Annotated in this window: 17 protein-coding genes; 8 read left to right on the top strand and 9 right to left on the bottom strand. The window is 74.1% G+C overall.

The window, feature by feature from the left end:
* Positions 1-147: 147 nt before the first annotated feature.
* The 3 genes from LBW97_RS02345 to LBW97_RS02335 all read right to left on the bottom strand — a co-directional run bounded on the left by LBW97_RS02345 (position 148) and on the right by LBW97_RS02335 (position 3,724).
* Positions 148-1,173, bottom strand: coding sequence for an acetamidase/formamidase family protein (locus LBW97_RS02345; protein WP_224497799.1), 1,026 nt, complete (start codon positions 1,171-1,173; stop codon positions 148-150).
* Positions 1,170-2,600, bottom strand: a complete 1,431-nt coding sequence (locus tag LBW97_RS02340) for an APC family permease (protein WP_224497798.1) — start codon at positions 2,598-2,600, stop codon at positions 1,170-1,172. Before LBW97_RS02340 ends, LBW97_RS02345 begins: the two co-directional genes overlap by 4 nt.
* Before the next feature lie 86 nt (positions 2,601-2,686).
* The gene (locus tag LBW97_RS02335) at positions 2,687-3,724 is read right to left on the bottom strand and encodes an ABC transporter substrate-binding protein (RefSeq protein ID WP_224497797.1); all 1,038 of its coding nucleotides are present in this window, start codon (positions 3,722-3,724) and stop codon (positions 2,687-2,689) included.
* Positions 3,725-3,745: 21 nt separating this feature from the next.
* Here LBW97_RS02335 and LBW97_RS02330 point away from each other — a divergent pair, with 21 nt between their 5' ends.
* From LBW97_RS02330 to LBW97_RS02310, 5 genes are all read left to right on the top strand, one after another.
* Positions 3,746-4,189: a MarR family winged helix-turn-helix transcriptional regulator gene (locus LBW97_RS02330; RefSeq protein ID WP_224497796.1), complete on the top strand. Its 444-nt coding sequence runs from the start codon at positions 3,746-3,748 to the stop codon at positions 4,187-4,189.
* 86 nt (positions 4,190-4,275) lie between these two features.
* Entirely contained in the window at positions 4,276-5,967 is a 1,692-nt protein-coding gene (gene bluB / locus LBW97_RS02325; protein ID WP_224497795.1) for a 5,6-dimethylbenzimidazole synthase, read from the top strand.
* Positions 5,964-6,509, top strand: a complete 546-nt coding sequence (locus LBW97_RS02320; RefSeq protein ID WP_224497794.1) for a bifunctional adenosylcobinamide kinase/adenosylcobinamide-phosphate guanylyltransferase — start codon at positions 5,964-5,966, stop codon at positions 6,507-6,509. Before bluB ends, LBW97_RS02320 begins: the two co-directional genes overlap by 4 nt.
* Positions 6,506-7,285, top strand: coding sequence for an adenosylcobinamide-GDP ribazoletransferase (locus tag LBW97_RS02315; RefSeq protein ID WP_224497793.1), 780 nt, complete (start codon positions 6,506-6,508; stop codon positions 7,283-7,285). Before LBW97_RS02320 ends, LBW97_RS02315 begins: the two co-directional genes overlap by 4 nt.
* Positions 7,286-7,370: 85 nt before the next feature.
* A complete protein-coding gene (locus LBW97_RS02310) occupies positions 7,371-8,306 on the top strand; it encodes an alpha/beta hydrolase (protein WP_224497792.1) in 936 nt (311 codons plus the stop codon).
* A 38-nt stretch (positions 8,307-8,344) separates the two neighbouring features.
* Here the strand turns inward: LBW97_RS02310 and LBW97_RS02305 are convergent, their stop codons facing one another.
* A complete protein-coding gene (locus LBW97_RS02305) occupies positions 8,345-9,118 on the bottom strand; it encodes a triacylglycerol lipase (RefSeq protein WP_224497791.1) in 774 nt (257 codons plus the stop codon).
* A 29-nt stretch (positions 9,119-9,147) separates the two neighbouring features.
* Entirely contained in the window at positions 9,148-9,450 is a 303-nt protein-coding gene (locus LBW97_RS02300) for a hypothetical protein (RefSeq protein ID WP_224497790.1), read from the bottom strand.
* A 174-nt stretch (positions 9,451-9,624) separates the two neighbouring features.
* On the opposite strand from LBW97_RS02300, the gene LBW97_RS02295 reads away from it, so the two are divergent.
* Positions 9,625-9,885: a hypothetical protein gene (locus tag LBW97_RS02295; protein ID WP_224497789.1), complete on the top strand. Its 261-nt coding sequence runs from the start codon at positions 9,625-9,627 to the stop codon at positions 9,883-9,885.
* Between the two features lie 24 nt (positions 9,886-9,909).
* Here LBW97_RS02295 and LBW97_RS02290 read toward each other — a convergent pair whose 3' ends face one another.
* Positions 9,910-11,097, bottom strand: a complete 1,188-nt coding sequence (locus LBW97_RS02290; protein ID WP_224497788.1) for an acyl-CoA dehydrogenase family protein — start codon at positions 11,095-11,097, stop codon at positions 9,910-9,912.
* A gap of 39 nt (positions 11,098-11,136) precedes the next feature.
* Here LBW97_RS02290 and LBW97_RS02285 point away from each other — a divergent pair, with 39 nt between their 5' ends.
* The gene (locus tag LBW97_RS02285) at positions 11,137-12,264 is read left to right on the top strand and encodes a glycerate kinase (RefSeq protein ID WP_224497787.1); all 1,128 of its coding nucleotides are present in this window, start codon (positions 11,137-11,139) and stop codon (positions 12,262-12,264) included.
* A 37-nt stretch (positions 12,265-12,301) separates the two neighbouring features.
* The gene (locus tag LBW97_RS02280) at positions 12,302-13,333 is read left to right on the top strand and encodes a potassium channel family protein (protein ID WP_224497786.1); all 1,032 of its coding nucleotides are present in this window, start codon (positions 12,302-12,304) and stop codon (positions 13,331-13,333) included.
* Here the strand turns inward: LBW97_RS02280 and LBW97_RS02275 are convergent.
* The 3 genes from LBW97_RS02275 to LBW97_RS02265 are packed head-to-tail and all read right to left on the bottom strand — an operon-like array spanning position 13,330 to position 15,246.
* Positions 13,330-13,467: a hypothetical protein gene (locus tag LBW97_RS02275; RefSeq protein ID WP_224497785.1), complete on the bottom strand. Its 138-nt coding sequence runs from the start codon at positions 13,465-13,467 to the stop codon at positions 13,330-13,332. The two genes, LBW97_RS02280 and LBW97_RS02275, sit on opposite strands and share 4 nt — an antisense overlap.
* A gap of 33 nt (positions 13,468-13,500) precedes the next feature.
* Positions 13,501-14,004: a DinB family protein gene (locus LBW97_RS02270; RefSeq protein WP_224497784.1), complete on the bottom strand. Its 504-nt coding sequence runs from the start codon at positions 14,002-14,004 to the stop codon at positions 13,501-13,503.
* Positions 14,005-14,046: 42 nt separating this feature from the next.
* Positions 14,047-15,246: a serine/threonine-protein kinase gene (locus tag LBW97_RS02265; RefSeq protein WP_224497783.1), complete on the bottom strand. Its 1,200-nt coding sequence runs from the start codon at positions 15,244-15,246 to the stop codon at positions 14,047-14,049.
* Positions 15,247-15,270 lie beyond the last annotated feature (24 nt).

Below are 15,270 nucleotides of genomic sequence, written 5' to 3'. Positions count from 1 at the left end.
TGTCGGTCGGGGGATCAGATGATCCGGACCATACAAGAATGAGAACCATTCTCACTAGGAGGCCTCACGAGTACGCCTCTCTCGGGTCTGCGGAACGACCTCGGGGCCCGGCCGATGATCCGGCCGGGCCCCGAGGGGGTGTGCGGGTCAGCGCTGGGCGAGGTAGGCCGCGCCGGCAGCGCGCAGCCGGTCGTGCACGCCGTCGTTCACGGTGACGCCCTCGCGGCCCAGGTAGGCCTTCGCGAGCTTGGCGACCATCGTGTAGTTCGTGTCCACGACGTTGGCGACCGGAGCGAGCCCGGCCTGGCTGACCAGCTGGTAGGCGTCGAGGGTGTCCCAGCCGGTGAGCTCGGCCGCCCAGGTGACCAGGTCGTGCTGGCTCACCCGGTAGGCGTCCTCCAGGGGCTTGGTGGAGCCGGTCGACATGAGGTAGTCGTCGGTCTCCAGCCGCGGCCACAGGTTGCCGCCACCCTTGATCAGGTCGACGACGACGACGGTGCGCATCGCCGCCTCGACCGCGGTGCCGCACACCTCGCCCTCGCCCTGCCGGCAGTGCCCGTCGCCGATGGCCAGCTGACCGCCCGCGACGTTCACGCCGAAGTAGGCCGTCGTGCCGGCCCGCAGCTCGGGAGTGTCCATGTTCCCGCCGTGCGCGCCGGGCGTGACGGTCGCGAACACCTCACCGCCGGCCGGAGCGACGCCGACGGTCCCGTGCATCGGGTCGAGCGGCAGCTCCACCTCGGGGCCTCCACGGCGCGGCCGGAACAGGCAGGTGCCCCGCTCGCGGTCGACCTCGTAGACCCACACGACCTCCTCCAGGGGGTCGTGCAGCATCGCCGTGCTGTGGGTGGCGGTGAGCGCTCCGAAGTGCGGAAACGTCGTCGACACCGCCCAGTCGCGGGCCGGCGCGATCTCCACGAAGTGCACCGCGAGGGTGTCGCCCGGCTCGGCGCCCTCTACGTGGATCGGCCCGGTGACCGGGTTGAGCTGCGAGAAGTCGCAGACCGCGCTGGGCAGGTCCTCGGCCTTGGTCACCCGGCCGCCGAAGCAGTCCTCGGTGGTGAGCTCCACGACCGTGCCCGGCTGCACCCGCACCAGCGGCTCGGGGGCGCCGCCGAACGTGTAGCGGTACTGGTCCGGGGTGGGGGAGAGCTGGACGACCTCGAGGCTCACAGGGACTCCTCCGTCTTGAGCTCGGGCTTGCGGCCGGTGACGAGCAGGAAGCCCAGCAGCACGACGCCGATCGCGAACCACACGAAGCCGAGCTCCTGGGCCGCGACCTGCGCGTTGTAGACGACGTAGGCCAGGATCGCGAAGCCGATGACCGGCACGACCAGGTGCAGCCACCAGTTCCGGCTCTTCAGGCGGCCGATGTAGTGCACCACCACCGAGGCGTGCAGCAGCAGGAACGCCGACAGTGCGCCGAAGTTGACCAGCGTGGACAGCAGCGTGATGCCGTCGTCCCGGCTGCTCATGTAGATGCCGAGCGCCAGGGAGATGGCCGCGACCAGGAACGTGGCGTTGACCGGCACCCGCCGGGTCGGGTGCACGGTGGCCAGGAACGAGGGCAGCTGGCGGTCCCGCGCCATCGCGAACAGCAGCCGCGAGGTGGCGGCCTGGGCGACCAGCGAGTTGGCGAAGCCCCAGGCGATCGCCGTGGCGACGGCGGTGAGCGTGCCCAGCCAGGCGCCACCGGCGACCTCGGCCGCGTCGTAGAAGGCGGTGCCGGCGGCGTCGCCCTCGGCGATCAGGGTGTCCGGGTTCGGCACGAGCAGGGCCGCGACCCAGGTCTGGACGACGAACAGCGTTCCGGCGAGCATCAGCGCGGCGATCATCGACTTGCCGATGGAGCGCGCCGAGTCCCGGTTCTCCTCGGCGAGGGTGGAGATCGCGTCGAAGCCCAGGAAGCTCAGCACCGCGACCGAGACCGCGCCGAAGACCAGTTCCAGGGAGAAGGTGTCGGCGTTGTAGATGGGGGAGAAGTCCCAGCCGCGCCCCTCGCCCGAGGACAGCGCGATGACGCCGATGACCAGGAAGATCGCCAGCACGATCAGCTCGGCGACCAGCACGATCTTGTTCACCCGCGCGGTGAACTCGATGCCGAAGAAGTTGACCACCGTGTTCAGGAGCACGAAGGCGACGACCCAGACCCAGACCGGGATGTCGGGAAGGATCGAGTTAATGGCGAACCCGGAGATCAGGTAGAGCAGGCCGGGGATGAGCAGGTAGTCCAGCAGGACCATCCACCCGGCGATGAAGCCCACGGGCCGGGAGATGCCGCGGCCGGCGTAGGTGTAGACCGAGCCGGCCATGGGGAAGGCGCGCGACATCTGCGAGTACGACGCCGCGGTGAACGCCATCGCCAGTCCGCCGACGATGTAGGCCAGCGCGACCATTCCGCCGGAAGCCTGGAAGACGCCGCCGAAGATGCCGAACGGCGCGATCGGGACCATGAAGACCAGGCCGTAGACCAGTAGGTCGCCGAAGCTCAGCGAGCGCTTGAGCTCCTGCTTGTAGCCAAAGGACTCCACGCCCTGCTCGCTGGCGGCGGGCGTCACCCCGCCGAGTGCGGGGCCGGGAGTGGTGCGGGGTTCGCTCATGGGGCGCTCTTCCTCCGTGTCATCCCGGAGCGGTGCCGGGGCGCCAGCAGAGTAGGACCGAATCCTTCCAGATGGAAGTATCCGTCTCAGGCTGTGAGAGCGTCGGGGATCTCGCGCAGCGCCAGCCCGTCGGCGCGGGCCAGGCGAGCGGGCGGCCCGGAGCGGCTCGAGCTTCCGGGCCCGGCGACGGCGACCCGGACCCCGTCGTAGAGGCCGCGGGCGTAGGCGCAGGCAACCGGGGCGCAGGGACCGGAGCGACGGGCGAGCCGCTCCTGGAGCTCCAGCTGTGCGTCGTCGGTGCCGCCGGGAGTCGAGGCGAACGAGGGCATGCAGGCGTACAGCTCGCCGGTCCCGTCGCCTCCCACGGCGTAGAGGCCGTTCTCCTCGAGCGCGCCGGAGAGTCGCACCACCCGTCGGTCGAGCCCGGCCCGCGTGAACTCGCGGTTGAAGGTGACCAGGTCGCGCCCGACCATGCTCAGCAGCACCCCGTCGGCCCGCACCCGGCGGACGAGGTCCAGCAGCGGGCCCATGTCGGTGGGGCCGAACGGCACCAGCGCCTCGCCGACCACCTGCGCGCCGGCCGCGGTCAGGGCCCGGTGCGCGGCCCGGTGCACCGCCCGCGGCCAGACGTAGTCGGTGCCCAGCAACACCCAGCGCCGGGCTCGGCGGTTGCCCACCAGCCAGGTCAGGGCGGCTGCGTGTTGCTCGGCGGGTGACGCACCGGTGCGGACGACGCCGGGCCGCGCCCGACCGCCCTCGTGCGGTGGGGTGAACACGTAGCGGGCGCCCGGCGGGAGTGCGCGCTCCAGCGCCCGGTGGACGTCGCTGGTGTGGAAACCGACCAGGACGTCGAAGGCCCCGGCCCGGAACAGGGACGCCGCCTCGGCCGCGACCACCTCGGGCGCGCGACCGGAGTCCACGGCGACCAGCCGCACCTCGCGGCCGTCGACCCCGCCAGCGGCGTTGAGCTCGTCGGCGGCCAGGCCGGCCAGGTCGAGCGCCGACGGTGCGGTGAGGGCCAGCGGCCCGGAGAGCGGAACGGCGAGCCCGACGTGGAAGACGTCGCTGCGCGCACCCGTGACGAGGAGGTCCCACGGGTCCAGCGGACGCTCGGCACCGGACACGGCGAGAAGTATGGTCTCCGCATGGTCCGGGGCGGAGGCATCGACGCCGAACGTGTGACCGACGACCTCGTCGAACTGCTGACCGTCACCCAGCGGAAGCTGGCCGGGCAGGTGTCCGCGGCCCTCGCCGAGGACGGCGGCACGCTGGACGGCTACCGGCTGCTGCGCGCCCTGACCGCGGGGGGACGCACCATGGGTGAGCTGGTCACCGCGCTGCACCTGCCCGCGCCGAGCTGCACCCGGCTGGTCGACGCCGCCGTCGACCGGGCGCTGGCCTACCGCCTGCCGCACCACGAGGACGGTCGCAAGGTCGTCGTCCACCTCTCCGGCCCCGGCCGCGACCGGCTGGCCCGGTGGGAGGCGCTGGTCGGCGCTTCCGAGTCGGCGCTCGCCGTCGCCCTCGGCGCCCAGCGGACCGCCGCGCTCCGGAGCGCGCTGAGCGAACTGGCCGCCACGGAGGGCTGAATGCTCGGCCCGTGCGGGGGAACCGGGCTTCGGCGCCGGCGGCCGGGCGTGCGAGGGTTCCTCCGGAGACCGATGGAGGAGTTGGCATGACCTGGCCCCGGCCGGTCCCGGTGATCGGGGACCAGACCCACGCCGCTGAGCGCGCCGCCCACCCCTCGGCCTGGGCGTTCGACCCGGCCACGGTCGAGGCGCTGCACACCGTCATCGGAGCCCGCCGCGACATCCGCCGGTACCGCCCGGACGCCGTTCCGCCGGAGCTGCTGCGCACGGTCCTCGAGGCCGGGCACCGCGCGCCGTCGGTCGGGCACTCGCAGCCGTGGCGGTTCGTCGTCGTCACCGAGCAGGCCACCCGTGACCGCGCCGCCGTGCTCGCCGACCGCGAGCGGCTGCGCCAGGCCGAGCTGCTCACCCCCGACCGCCGCGCCCGCCTGCTCGACCTGCAGCTGGAGGGGATCCGCGAGGCGCCGGTCGGGATCGTCGTCGCCTGCGACCGCCGAGCGCACGCCACCGGCGTGCTCGGCCGCGCCACGTTCCCCGACGCCGACCTGTGGAGCTGCGCCTGTGCCATCCAGAACATCTGGCTGGCCGCCCGCGCCTCGGGTCTGGGCATGGGCTGGGTGACCCTCTTCCAGCCCGCCGACCTCGCCGAGCTGCTGCACCTCCCGGAGGGGGTGGAGACCCTCGGCTGGCTCTGCCTCGGCTGGCCCGACGAGCGCCCGCCCGAGCCCGGCCTGATGCGGCACGGCTGGTCCACCCGCGCGCCGCTGGACGACGTCGTTCTGCACGAGCGCTGGCCGGGGGAGGGGCCGGCCGCGCCGCCCTCGCACCTGGCCGGCCCGCAGCCCGAGGCCGTCGTCGCCGCGCGCGACACCGGCGACGACCTGCTCGCCGTGCCCGGATCGCTGGGTGTGCTGGACCGCGCCGTCGACCGCGTGCTCGCGCTCGGCGGCGCGGTCCCCGAGACCGGCACCCTGGTCGTGGCCGCCGCCGACCACCCGGTCGCCGCCGCGCACGCCGTCTCCGCCTACCCCGCCTCGGTCACCGCCGACGTGCTGGCCGCGACCCGCACCGGGGAGTCGCTCGGCGCATCCACCGCGCGGCAGGCCGGGCTGCAGGTCCGGGCGCACTCCGCGGTGTCGGCCGACCCGCAGGGAGATCTGCTCACCTCCGACGCACTCGCGCCGTCCGCCGCCGTGGCGCTGGTGGCGGAGGGCCGGGCGCTGGGTACCGAGCTGGCCGCGGCCGGCCTGGTCTGCCTGGGCGAGGTGGGCATCGGCAACACCACGGTCGCCGCCGCGCTCGCCTGCGCGCTGCTGGACCTCGACCCCGACGACGCCGTCGGCCTGGGCGCGGGAGCCGACGCGGCCATGCTGGAGCGCAAGCGCGCCGTCGTACGCGGTGCCGTGGACCGGGTCCGGGACGAGCACGCGTCTCCCGACCCGATGACCCTCCTGGCCGCGCTCGGCGGGCCGGAGATCGCGGTGCTCACCGGCGTCACCCTCGGCGCCGCCGCGGCAGGCGTCCCGGTGGTGCTCGACGGTCTGGTCACTTCGGTCGCAGCGGCCGTCGCGGTGCGCCTGGAGCCCGCCGCGCAGACGGCGCTGATCGCCGGTCAGCGCAGCCGCGAGCGCGGGCACGCCGCGGTGCTCACCGACCTGGGCCTCGAGCCGCTGCTGGACCTGCGGCTGCGCGCCGGCGAGGGCGTCGGGGCAGCGCTCGCCGCCCAGCTCCTGCTCACCGCGCTGCGCGCCCGCCGCACCGCCGGGCGGGTCTCGTGATCGGCCGCCCCCCGCGCCGCACCCTGGTGCTGGGCGGAGCCCGGTCGGGCAAGTCGCGGTACGCCGAGGAGCTGCTGTTCCGCGCGCGGCAGGTGGAGTACGTCGCCTGCGGGCTGCCTGCCGACGACGGCGACCCCGAGTGGGCCGACCGCGTCGCGCTGCACCAGGAGCGCCGCCCCGGCAGCTGGCGCACCGTCGAGACGGTCGACCTGGTCGCGGAGCTCGGCCGCCCCGGGCCGCCGGTGCTCCTCGACTGCCTCTCCACCTGGCTGGCGCGGGTGATGGACGACTGCGGGATCTGGACCGAGGACGACGGCGCCGACGAGCGGCTGGCCCGCGCGGTCGACGACGTCGTCAGCGCCTGGTCGGGCACCCGGCGACGGGTGGTCGCGGTCAGCAACGAGGTCGGCTCGGGAGTCGTGCCGGCCACCGTCTCCGGCCGCCGCTACCGCGACGAGCTGGGCATCCTCAACGCCCGGATCGCCGCCGCCTCGCAGCGGGTGTTCCTGCTGACCGCCGGTCTGCCGCAGCGGCTGAAGTGACCGGCCCGCTCACGGCGCTCGGGATGTTCAGCGTGCTGCCGGTCCCGGCCTCGGCCCGCACCCCCGGTCCCGGCGTGCTGCGCTGGCTGCCGCTGGTCGGCGTGCTGCTCGGCGCGCTCGCCTTCGTGTCGGCGCTCGCGGTCTGGCGGGGGAGTGACGACGGCGCGCCGCTGCTGGCCGCGGCCCTCGTCGTCGGCACCCTCGCCCTGCTGACCCGCGGGCTGCACCTGGACGGCACGGCCGACCTCGCCGACGGGCTGGGCAGCGGGCGGCCGGCGGATCAGGCGCTGGCGATCATGCGGCGTCCCGACGTGGGCGCGTTCGGCGTCGCCGCGCTGATCTGCCTGCTGCTCGTTCAGGGAGCCGCCCTCGCTGCCGTCCTCGAGAACTCGTCCCCGGCGACCGGGCTGCTGGCCGTCGTCCTCGCGACGACGACCGGACGGGTCGCGGTGCTGCACGCCGCCGCGCGCCCGGTGGCGGGCGGCTCGTCACTCGGGAGCCTCGTCGCCGGAGGCGATCCTCCGGCGCTGCGGTGGGCGCTCACGGTCCTCCTGGTCGCCGCCGCTGCCGGGCTGCGGATGGGAACGGGTGGCGACGGAGCCGACGCCGTGTGGGCCGGATGCGCGGTGCTGGCCGCGCTGGCGGCCGCGACCGCGCTGACCGCGCACGCCACCCGACGCCTCGGCGGGGTGAACGGCGACGTCTTCGGAGCAGTGGTCGAGGTCGGGACGGCGGCGACCCTGGTCGTCCTCGCCGCCGGGCAGGTCTGGGCCTGAACGGCTGATCGGAGCACGGATCGGCGGTCTGGATCACGTCCGCGCCGCGGGTTACGTTCGCACTCCCCGAGACCCAGGAGACGCCGTGCCCGTCGATCCGAACATCGCCGCGATCCTGTCCATGATGGAGCAGGCCGGGATGCCGCCCATGTACGAAGGAACCCCGGAGGCCGGGCGGCAGCTCTACCTGGCCCTGACCCACGGGGCGCGCACTCCCGAGCAGCTGGCGCCCGTGGGCTCGACCGAGGACCGCACCGTGCCCGGGGCCGAGGGCGACCTCCGCGCGCGCGTCTACCGCCCCGAGGGCGAGGGCCCGTTCGCCACGGTCATCTTCTTCCACGGAGGCGGCTGGGTGATCGGCGACCTCGACACCCACGACAACATGGCCCGCAACGTCTGCCGGGGGAGCGGTGCTGTGGTGGTCGCCGTCGACTACCGGCTGGCCCCCGAGCACCCCTTCCCGGCGGCTGCGGACGACGCGGTCGCCTCGGCGCGCTGGATCGCGGCGCATCTGGACGAGTTCGGCGGCGACCAGCGGCTCGCGGTCGCGGGGGACAGTGCCGGCGGCAACCTCTCCGCCGTCGTCGCGCAAGCACTGCACGCCGACGGCACGCCCATGGCGGCCCAGTTCCTCATCTACCCGGCGGTGGACGCCGAGGGCGAGTACCCCTCACGCGTGGAGAACGCCAAGGGCTACTTCCTCGAGAAGGACACCATGGACTGGTTCTACCGCCACTACGCCGAGGGCTGGCACGACGCCAAGGACCCGCGGCTGTCGCCGCTGCACGGTGCCGACCTCTCGGGACTGCCTCCGGCGGTGATCGTGACGGCGGAGTTCGACCCGCTCCGGGACGAGGGCGAGGCCTACGGCGAGGCGCTGCGTGCGGCCGGGGTTCCGGTCCACGTCCAGCGGTACGACGGGATGATCCACGGCTTCTTTGACATGGGAACCGTCTCGCCGGCCGCGCAGGCGGCGATCGACGAGAGCAGCGCCCGCTTCGGAGAGCTCCTCCGCGGCTGACGTCCGGCCGGGGACGGGCACCTGCCGGTCCCCGGCTGTCAGTCGGTCGGGAACAGCGAGCGCAGCCCGAAGCGGGTCGGGCGCTCGAACGGACGCCAGCCCCCGACGGGCTGGGCCAGCCGGTCCGCGACGATCCAGAGCACCGCCGGGTCCAGGCCCATGCCGAGGTGGCTGGCGTGCACGGCGACGTTCTCGCTGATCGGCCCCTCCTCCTGCAGGCACGTGCGCCAGTCGACGACGCCGTCCAGGCGCGAGTAGACCGAGGTGCTCGGAACCTTCAGCGGCTTCGCCGGGCGGACCCGCTCGACGGCCCGCAGCTTCCGGTACTCCTGGTACATGCTGCTTCCGGCGGCCGCCTTCCGGCGGGGCGGCACGCCCGCGAACGGGGACCCGAGCGAGATCACCTGGCGTACGAGGTGCGGGCTGCGCTCGGCCAGCCGCCGGGCGTAGATCCCACCGAGGCTCTGGCCCACGATGCTGACCGGCGTCCCGTGCTGGTCGGCCAGTCGCTCGACCAGCGTGCGCACGGCGTCGGTCACCTCCTTGCGCGGCCCGTGGTTGCGGCCGAGGTCCCAGCCGACCGTCGGATAGCCGAGCCAGCCCAGCCAGCCGCGGATGGTGCGGGTGGAGACGTCGGACGCCAGCCAGCCGGGAAGGACGACGACGGGGTGCGGCTCTCCCCGGGCGGCGAACCGCAGGAGGGGGTAGCCGGCGGCCAGGGCGCCGACGCTGACCAGGGCGCGGGCGGGCTCGGTCAGCGCCAGCAGGTTGTCGACGCGCTCGGCGCGGGCGGGCTCGGTCGGAGTGCTCACCCGCACCCGATGCCCGGGACGGGGCGAGATCAGTCGCCCGGCGGCAGGATCCGCGGCACGAACACCTCGTCGACCGGCCGCGGCCCGACGTACTGGCGGCAGGTGCACGGCACCCAGCTGTGCCCCGACCAGCGGCCGCGCTTGTCGTAGGTGTCGCGGCGGAGCTCGGCGTAGCAGGTGTTCGTGGCGGTGTCGTGCTGGCTGAGGGTGTGGCCGCACCCGCACAGCGGCGTCACCGGCGGGGGAGGGGCGGGGTTCCGGCGACCCAGGCGCCCGGCCACGAAACCGACGCCGAGCAGGGCGGCGCCCACCAGCAGGCTGACCGGATCCATCCGCGTGCACCTCTTTCGATGAGGCCTCCGACGGTAGCGCCGTCCTGGCGTCCTCCGCCGGGGGAACGACGCCGCGCACGACTGCGGAGAGTGGTCGGAGTCGTCGCGCGGAGCCGTCCGGTTTCGCCCGATCAGGGGGATTGGCCGGGAGGCACATCGGGAACTGGAGAACTCGTGAGCACGTATGCCGTGGGGTTCGCCCGACCCGATCGTTGGTCCGGCGGCCAGCAGAGTCAGCAGACCTACCCCTGGCACGCCGTGGAGGCGCACCGCCCGCCGGCCGAACTGGACGGCGAGGTCGAGCTCGCGGTCTGCGGCGCGATCGTCCAGGTGTGGGGCACCCAGCGGTGGGAGCGGGTCGGCATCGGCCGCACCGGCTGCCCCGAGTGCGCCCGCCTCACCGCCTCCGGCCAGCGGCTGACCCGCGCGAGCTGAGCGGCTCGCACGGGCCCGCCCGGTCTAGCTCTTCTCGGGCTTGCGGCCGCTGATCGCCGAGAGCCCGGTGATCGCCCGCCCGACGATCAGCGCCTGCACCGAGTCGGTGCCCTCGAACGTGAAGACCGCCTCCATGTCGGCGAAGTGCCGCGCGACGTGGTGGTCGATGAGGATCCCGTCGCCGCCCAGGATGTCGCGGGCGTCCGCGACTATCGCCCGGGCCTTGGCCGCGTGGTTCATCTTCGCCAGCGACGCCATCGCCGCCGTCATCCGCCCCTCGTCGGCGAGCTTCGACAGCCGCCAGCACATCAGCTGCATCGAGGTGATCTCGGCCAGCATCCGGGCGAGCTTGTCCTGCACCAGCTGGAAGCCCGCGATCGGCTGACCGAACTGCTCGCGCTGCATGGCGTGCGCCAGCGCCAGCTCGTAGGACGCCGTCGCCAGGCCCAGCGCCCGCCACGCCACGGTGTACCGGGTGCGGTCGAGCACCTGGGAGACGTCCTTGAAGGAGTGGCAGTTGGCCAGCTTGTTCTCCGCCGGCACGTGGACGTCGGTCAGCGTGATCTCGGCCTGCCAGACCGCGCGGAGCGCCGTCTTCCCGGTCATGACGGTGGCCTCGTAGCCCGGGGTGCCCTTCTCGACGACGTAGCCGCCGACCTTGCCGTCCTCACCGCGGGCCCAGATGATCACGAAGTCGGCGATGGAGCCGTTGCCGATCCACTTCTTCTGGCCGTTGAGCACGAAGCCGTCGCCGTCGGCGCGGGCCGAGGTCTCCAGGCCGACGGCGTCGGACCCGTGCTGCGGCTCGGTGAGACCGAAGGCGCCGATCTTCTCCAGCCGCGCCATGGGCGGGAGGAAGCGCTCGCGCTGCTCCTCGTCGCCGAGCAGTGCGATGGACTGCATGGCCAGGAAGCTGTGCACCCCGTTGAAGGTGCCGACGCTGCCGTCGGCGCGGGCCAGCTCGGCGGCGACGAGCCCGGCGGCGACGTTGCTCATGCCGGGGCAGCCGTAGCCCTCGATGGTGCCGCCGACGATGCCGGTCTCGGCCAGCAGTGGCACCAGCTCGAACGGGAACTCGGCGCGCTCCCAGTACTCGTTGATGCGCGGCACGACCTCTTTCTCGCCGAAGGCGCGCACCCGGTCGCGGATCTCGATCTCCGCGGGCTCCAGCAGGTCTTCGAAGGCGTAGAAGTCAGGGCTCTCGACGGTCACGGAGCGGACGCTACGACCAGCAGGAGCATGCTGCCCGTCGTGCGCATCGTGATCGCCCCCGACTCCTTCAAGGGCACGCTCTCCGCCGACGACGCGGCGGCGGCGATCGCAGCCGGGATCGCCCGCGTCCTGCCGGACGCGGACCTGGTGCTCCGGCCGGTCGCCGACGGGGGAGAGGGCACCGTGGCGGCGGCGCTGCGCGCCGGGTACGAGGCGCGCGACGCGTCGGTGACCGGCCCGGACGGGCGCCCGGTCGAGGCGACGTTCGCCGTCGACGGGACGACGGCGGTCGTCGAGCTCGCCGCCGCTGCCGGGCTCGGGCTGCTGGAGGAGCCGGCGCCGATGACGGCGACGACGCGCGGCGTGGGGGAGCTGCTGCTCGCCGCCCTGGAGTCGGGCGCGCGGCGCATCGTGCTGGGCCTGGGCGGCAGTGCCACGACCGACGGCGGCGCCGGGATGCTCCAGGCCCTGGGCGCCCGGCTGCTGGACGCCGCCGGCGACGACATCGGCCCCGGGGGAGCGGGCCTCGCCACGCTCGTGCGGATCGACCTCGCCGGGCTGGACCCGCGGCTGCCGGAGACCCGCATCGTCGTCGCCACCGACGTGGACAACCCGCTGACCGGACCGTCCGGCGCCGCCGCGGTCTTCGCACCGCAGAAGGGGGCCGGCCCGGTGGAGGTCGCGCTCCTCGACGCGGCGCTGTCCCGCTATGCATCGGTGCTGATGCACACCGTCGGCGCCTGGGTGGAGCGGCGACAGGGTGCGGGCGCCGCCGGTGGCACGGCCGCGGGCGCGATGGCCGTGCTGGGCGCCGAGGTGACGTCGGGGGCGGCGATGGTGTGCGACCTGGTCGGGCTGGACGCCGCGCTCGAGGGCGCCGACCTCGTGCTCACCGGGGAGGGTGCGTTCGACGCGCAGACCCTACGCGGCAAGGCGCCGGCGAAGGTGGCCGCGCGCGCCCGGGCGGCCGGCGTGCCGTGCGTCGTCCTGGCGGGGGCGGTGCAGGTCCCGCCAGACCGGCTGGCGGCCGCCGGCGTCGCCGCCGCGCACGCCCTCACCGAGGTGGAGCCCGACCTCGATCGCTGCCGGTCGGACGCTGCCCGCCTGCTTGCGGAGCTGGCCGCCCGGGTGGTGCGGGACGGGCTGCCCGAGGGCGACGCACGGTAGCTTGCGTCGACCCACCGCCTTCGGATCAGGAGTGTCGTTGCCCTTCTTCGTCCGCCGCGTCTCCCGGTTCGTGCGGCTCCGGCTGCAGGGTTGGCGGCTTCCCCTGGCGGTCGCTCTCGTCGTCTTCCTCACCAGTTGGCTGGCGATGACGCTCGTCGAGCCGGCCGGGAGCTCGATCGTCGCGCCGAGCACCTACTGGTGGTACTTCCTGGTGACCGCCGCGACCGTCGGCTACGGCGACGTCTTCCCCGCCTCCCTCGGCGGCCGGATGGTCGGGGCCTACGTGATCATCGGTGGCATCGTCACCCTGACGCTGCTGTTCACCCGGCTGTCCGACGCCCTGCAGTCGCTGCGGGGCCGCCGTCTGAGAGGTGTGGTCCCCCTGGAGCTGTCCGACCACCTGGTCCTGCTCGGCTACTGGCCCGGGCGCACCGAGCGCATGCTCGCCGAGCTGACCGCGGAGCGGCGGGTCCAGGTGGCCCTCTGCGCCTGGGACGACGTCACGGAGAACCCGGTGCCCGACCTGCCCGCGGTGCACTTCGTCCGCGGGGACCTGTCGCACGAGGACGTCATGACGCGGGCGTGCGTCCAGGCGGCCCGGACCGTGGTCATCGACGGCCGGGACGACAACGAGACCCTCGCGGTCGCGGTGGCGGTGCACCACGCCAACCCGCACGTCCACCTCGTCGCCGCCGTCCGCGATCTCGAGCGCGCCGAGAACCTGGGCTACGTGCACGACGACATCCAGGTGGTGCAGTGGCACATGCCGTTCCTCCTCACCGAGGAGGCGACGGATCCGGGCATCGCACAGATCTACGCGGACCTGATGCGCAGCGGGGGTCACGGCAACACGTACTCGGTGGCCGTGCCGCAGGGCTTTCCGCACCCGACCTTCGGCGAGTGCCAGACCTGGTTCGGCCGGTCCTTCCAGGCCACGGTGCTGGCGCTGCGCGGTGCGGACGGGCTCGCAGTCAGCCCGCCCTGGGACACGCCCGTCACGCCGGGCACCACGCTGTACTACGTGGCCGACCGGCGCATCGCCGCCCGGGATCTCACCCAGCGCGCCTAGGAGGGGTGGCCCTCCACGTCGGCCTCGTCGCCCTGCGGCGCCTCGCGGGGCTCGCTCTGCGCCTCCAACGAGGCCTCCACCTCGGCGGGCTCCTGCTCGACGGCGATGTCGCGGGGCTGCGGCGTCTCGGTCATGCCCCCACCTTGGCGCAGGTCACCGCGGGCCGCTCATCCGAGCAGGCCGCGGACGTAGCCGATCTGACCGAGGTGCTGGTAGTCGTCGCCGATCACGCTCACCAGCCGCATGCCCACGGTGACCGGCGGATCCCAGGAGTCGTCGATCACGCGGTCCAGGTCGGCGTCGGTGAGCCCGCGCAGGAACTCCGCCGACTGCGCGTGCACCGCCTCGGCGTACCCGACGAGGAGGTCCACCGCGGGGATGCGCGTGGCCGAGACCTGGTCGGTGTCGAACCGGTAACCGATCTCGTCCGTGCCGAAGGGCAGGTCGAACCGGTCCGCCCAGCCCTGCGCGGTCCACACCTGCTCGCGGCCGGCGATCTCGGCGACGTGGTCGTCCTGCACCCGCAGCAGGTGCCAGGCCAGCCAGCCGATCGGGTTCGCGTCCGGTGCCACCCGGCGGTGCAGGTCCTCGAGGCCGAGGCCGTCGAGGCTGCGCAGGAGGGTCTCGTGAATCTGGTCGTAGGCGTAGCCGTAGACGTCGGAGGTCCGCATGCCGCAGCCCTACCCCGCATCCGCCGGTCCACCCCGGGCGGGTCAGAAGTCGATGAACGCGCCCAGGGCGAGGGCGGCACCGACGAGCAGGATCAGCAGCACGGCCAGCGTGGTGAGCACCGGGACCACGACCCAGCGGCGCTTGAAGCGCCGGCGGCGACGCGGCGGCGGACCGGCGGCGGGGGGCGCCGGTGCCGGTGCCGGTGCGGATGGCGCCTTGCGCTCGCGCCGGCGATCGGCCATGTACTTGACCTGATCCCGGGCGTCCCGGGCCACGGATCCCAGGAGCGTCCGCGAGGCCGACGCCAGCGCGATCAGGTCCGCGGCGTCGATCCGTTCCATCGAGTTCCCGCCGATGCTGCCCCGCGGCGGGGACGGCGGCGGTGCCCACGTGGGGTCCGGGGCCGGAGCCCGGCCCTCGACGACCGCGCGGAGCTCCGCACGGGCGGCGGGCGCGCGAAGGCGCTGTGCCGGGTCCTTGGTGAGCAGCCCGGCGAGCACCGGCCCGAGCGGGCCCGCGCGCTGCACCGGTGCGGGGTCCTCGGAGACGACGCTCATCAGCGTGGCCATCCCCTCGCCGCGGTCGAACGGCGGGCGCCCCTCCACCGCCGCATAGAGGGTCGCGCCGAGGGACCACAGGTCCACGGCCGGGCGAGGCTCCTCGCCCTGGGCCCGCTCCGGCGCCATGTAGGACGGCGAGCCGATGAGGGCGCCCTGGGTCGTGAGGCTGGAGTCCCCGGTGGTCGTGGCGATGCCGAAGTCGGTGAGGCAGCCCGACCCGTCGGCTCCCACGAGCACGTTCGCCGGCTTCACGTCGCGGTGCACGATGCCGAGCTCGTGCGCGGCCTCCAGCGCGTCGAGGACGTCCAGCCCGATCCGCGCGACGGCGGCCGGATCCATCGGGCCGCGCTCCTCGACGATCTCCTGGAGGCTGCGCGCCCGCACGTGCTTCATGACCAGCCAGGGCTTGCCGTCCTCCTCGACGACGTCGTAGACGGTCGTGACGTGCGGGTGCTCCAGGCGGCCGGCGGCGCGGGCCTCGCGCATGGTGCGCTCGCGGAGGAGGGCGCGCTCCTCCGCGGTGACGTGCACCGAGAAGGTGACCTCCTTGACCGCCACCTGGCGCTCGAGGACGAGATCGGTCGCCTGCCAGACGGTGCCCATCCCGCCCTGGCCGAGCATCTCGCCGAGCGCGTAGCGCCCGCCCACGACACGGGCAGAGGTTCCGGGATCAGCGCTCACGGGTGCGTCCGTACCCACGTACCT

Origin of the sequence: Blastococcus sp. LR1, from assembly GCF_020166105.1 — a bacterium.
GTDB lineage: Bacteria > Actinomycetota > Actinomycetes > Mycobacteriales > Geodermatophilaceae > Blastococcus.
Note: the sequence above shows the minus strand (reverse complement) of the source record. Positions and strands in the feature narration are given on the sequence as shown.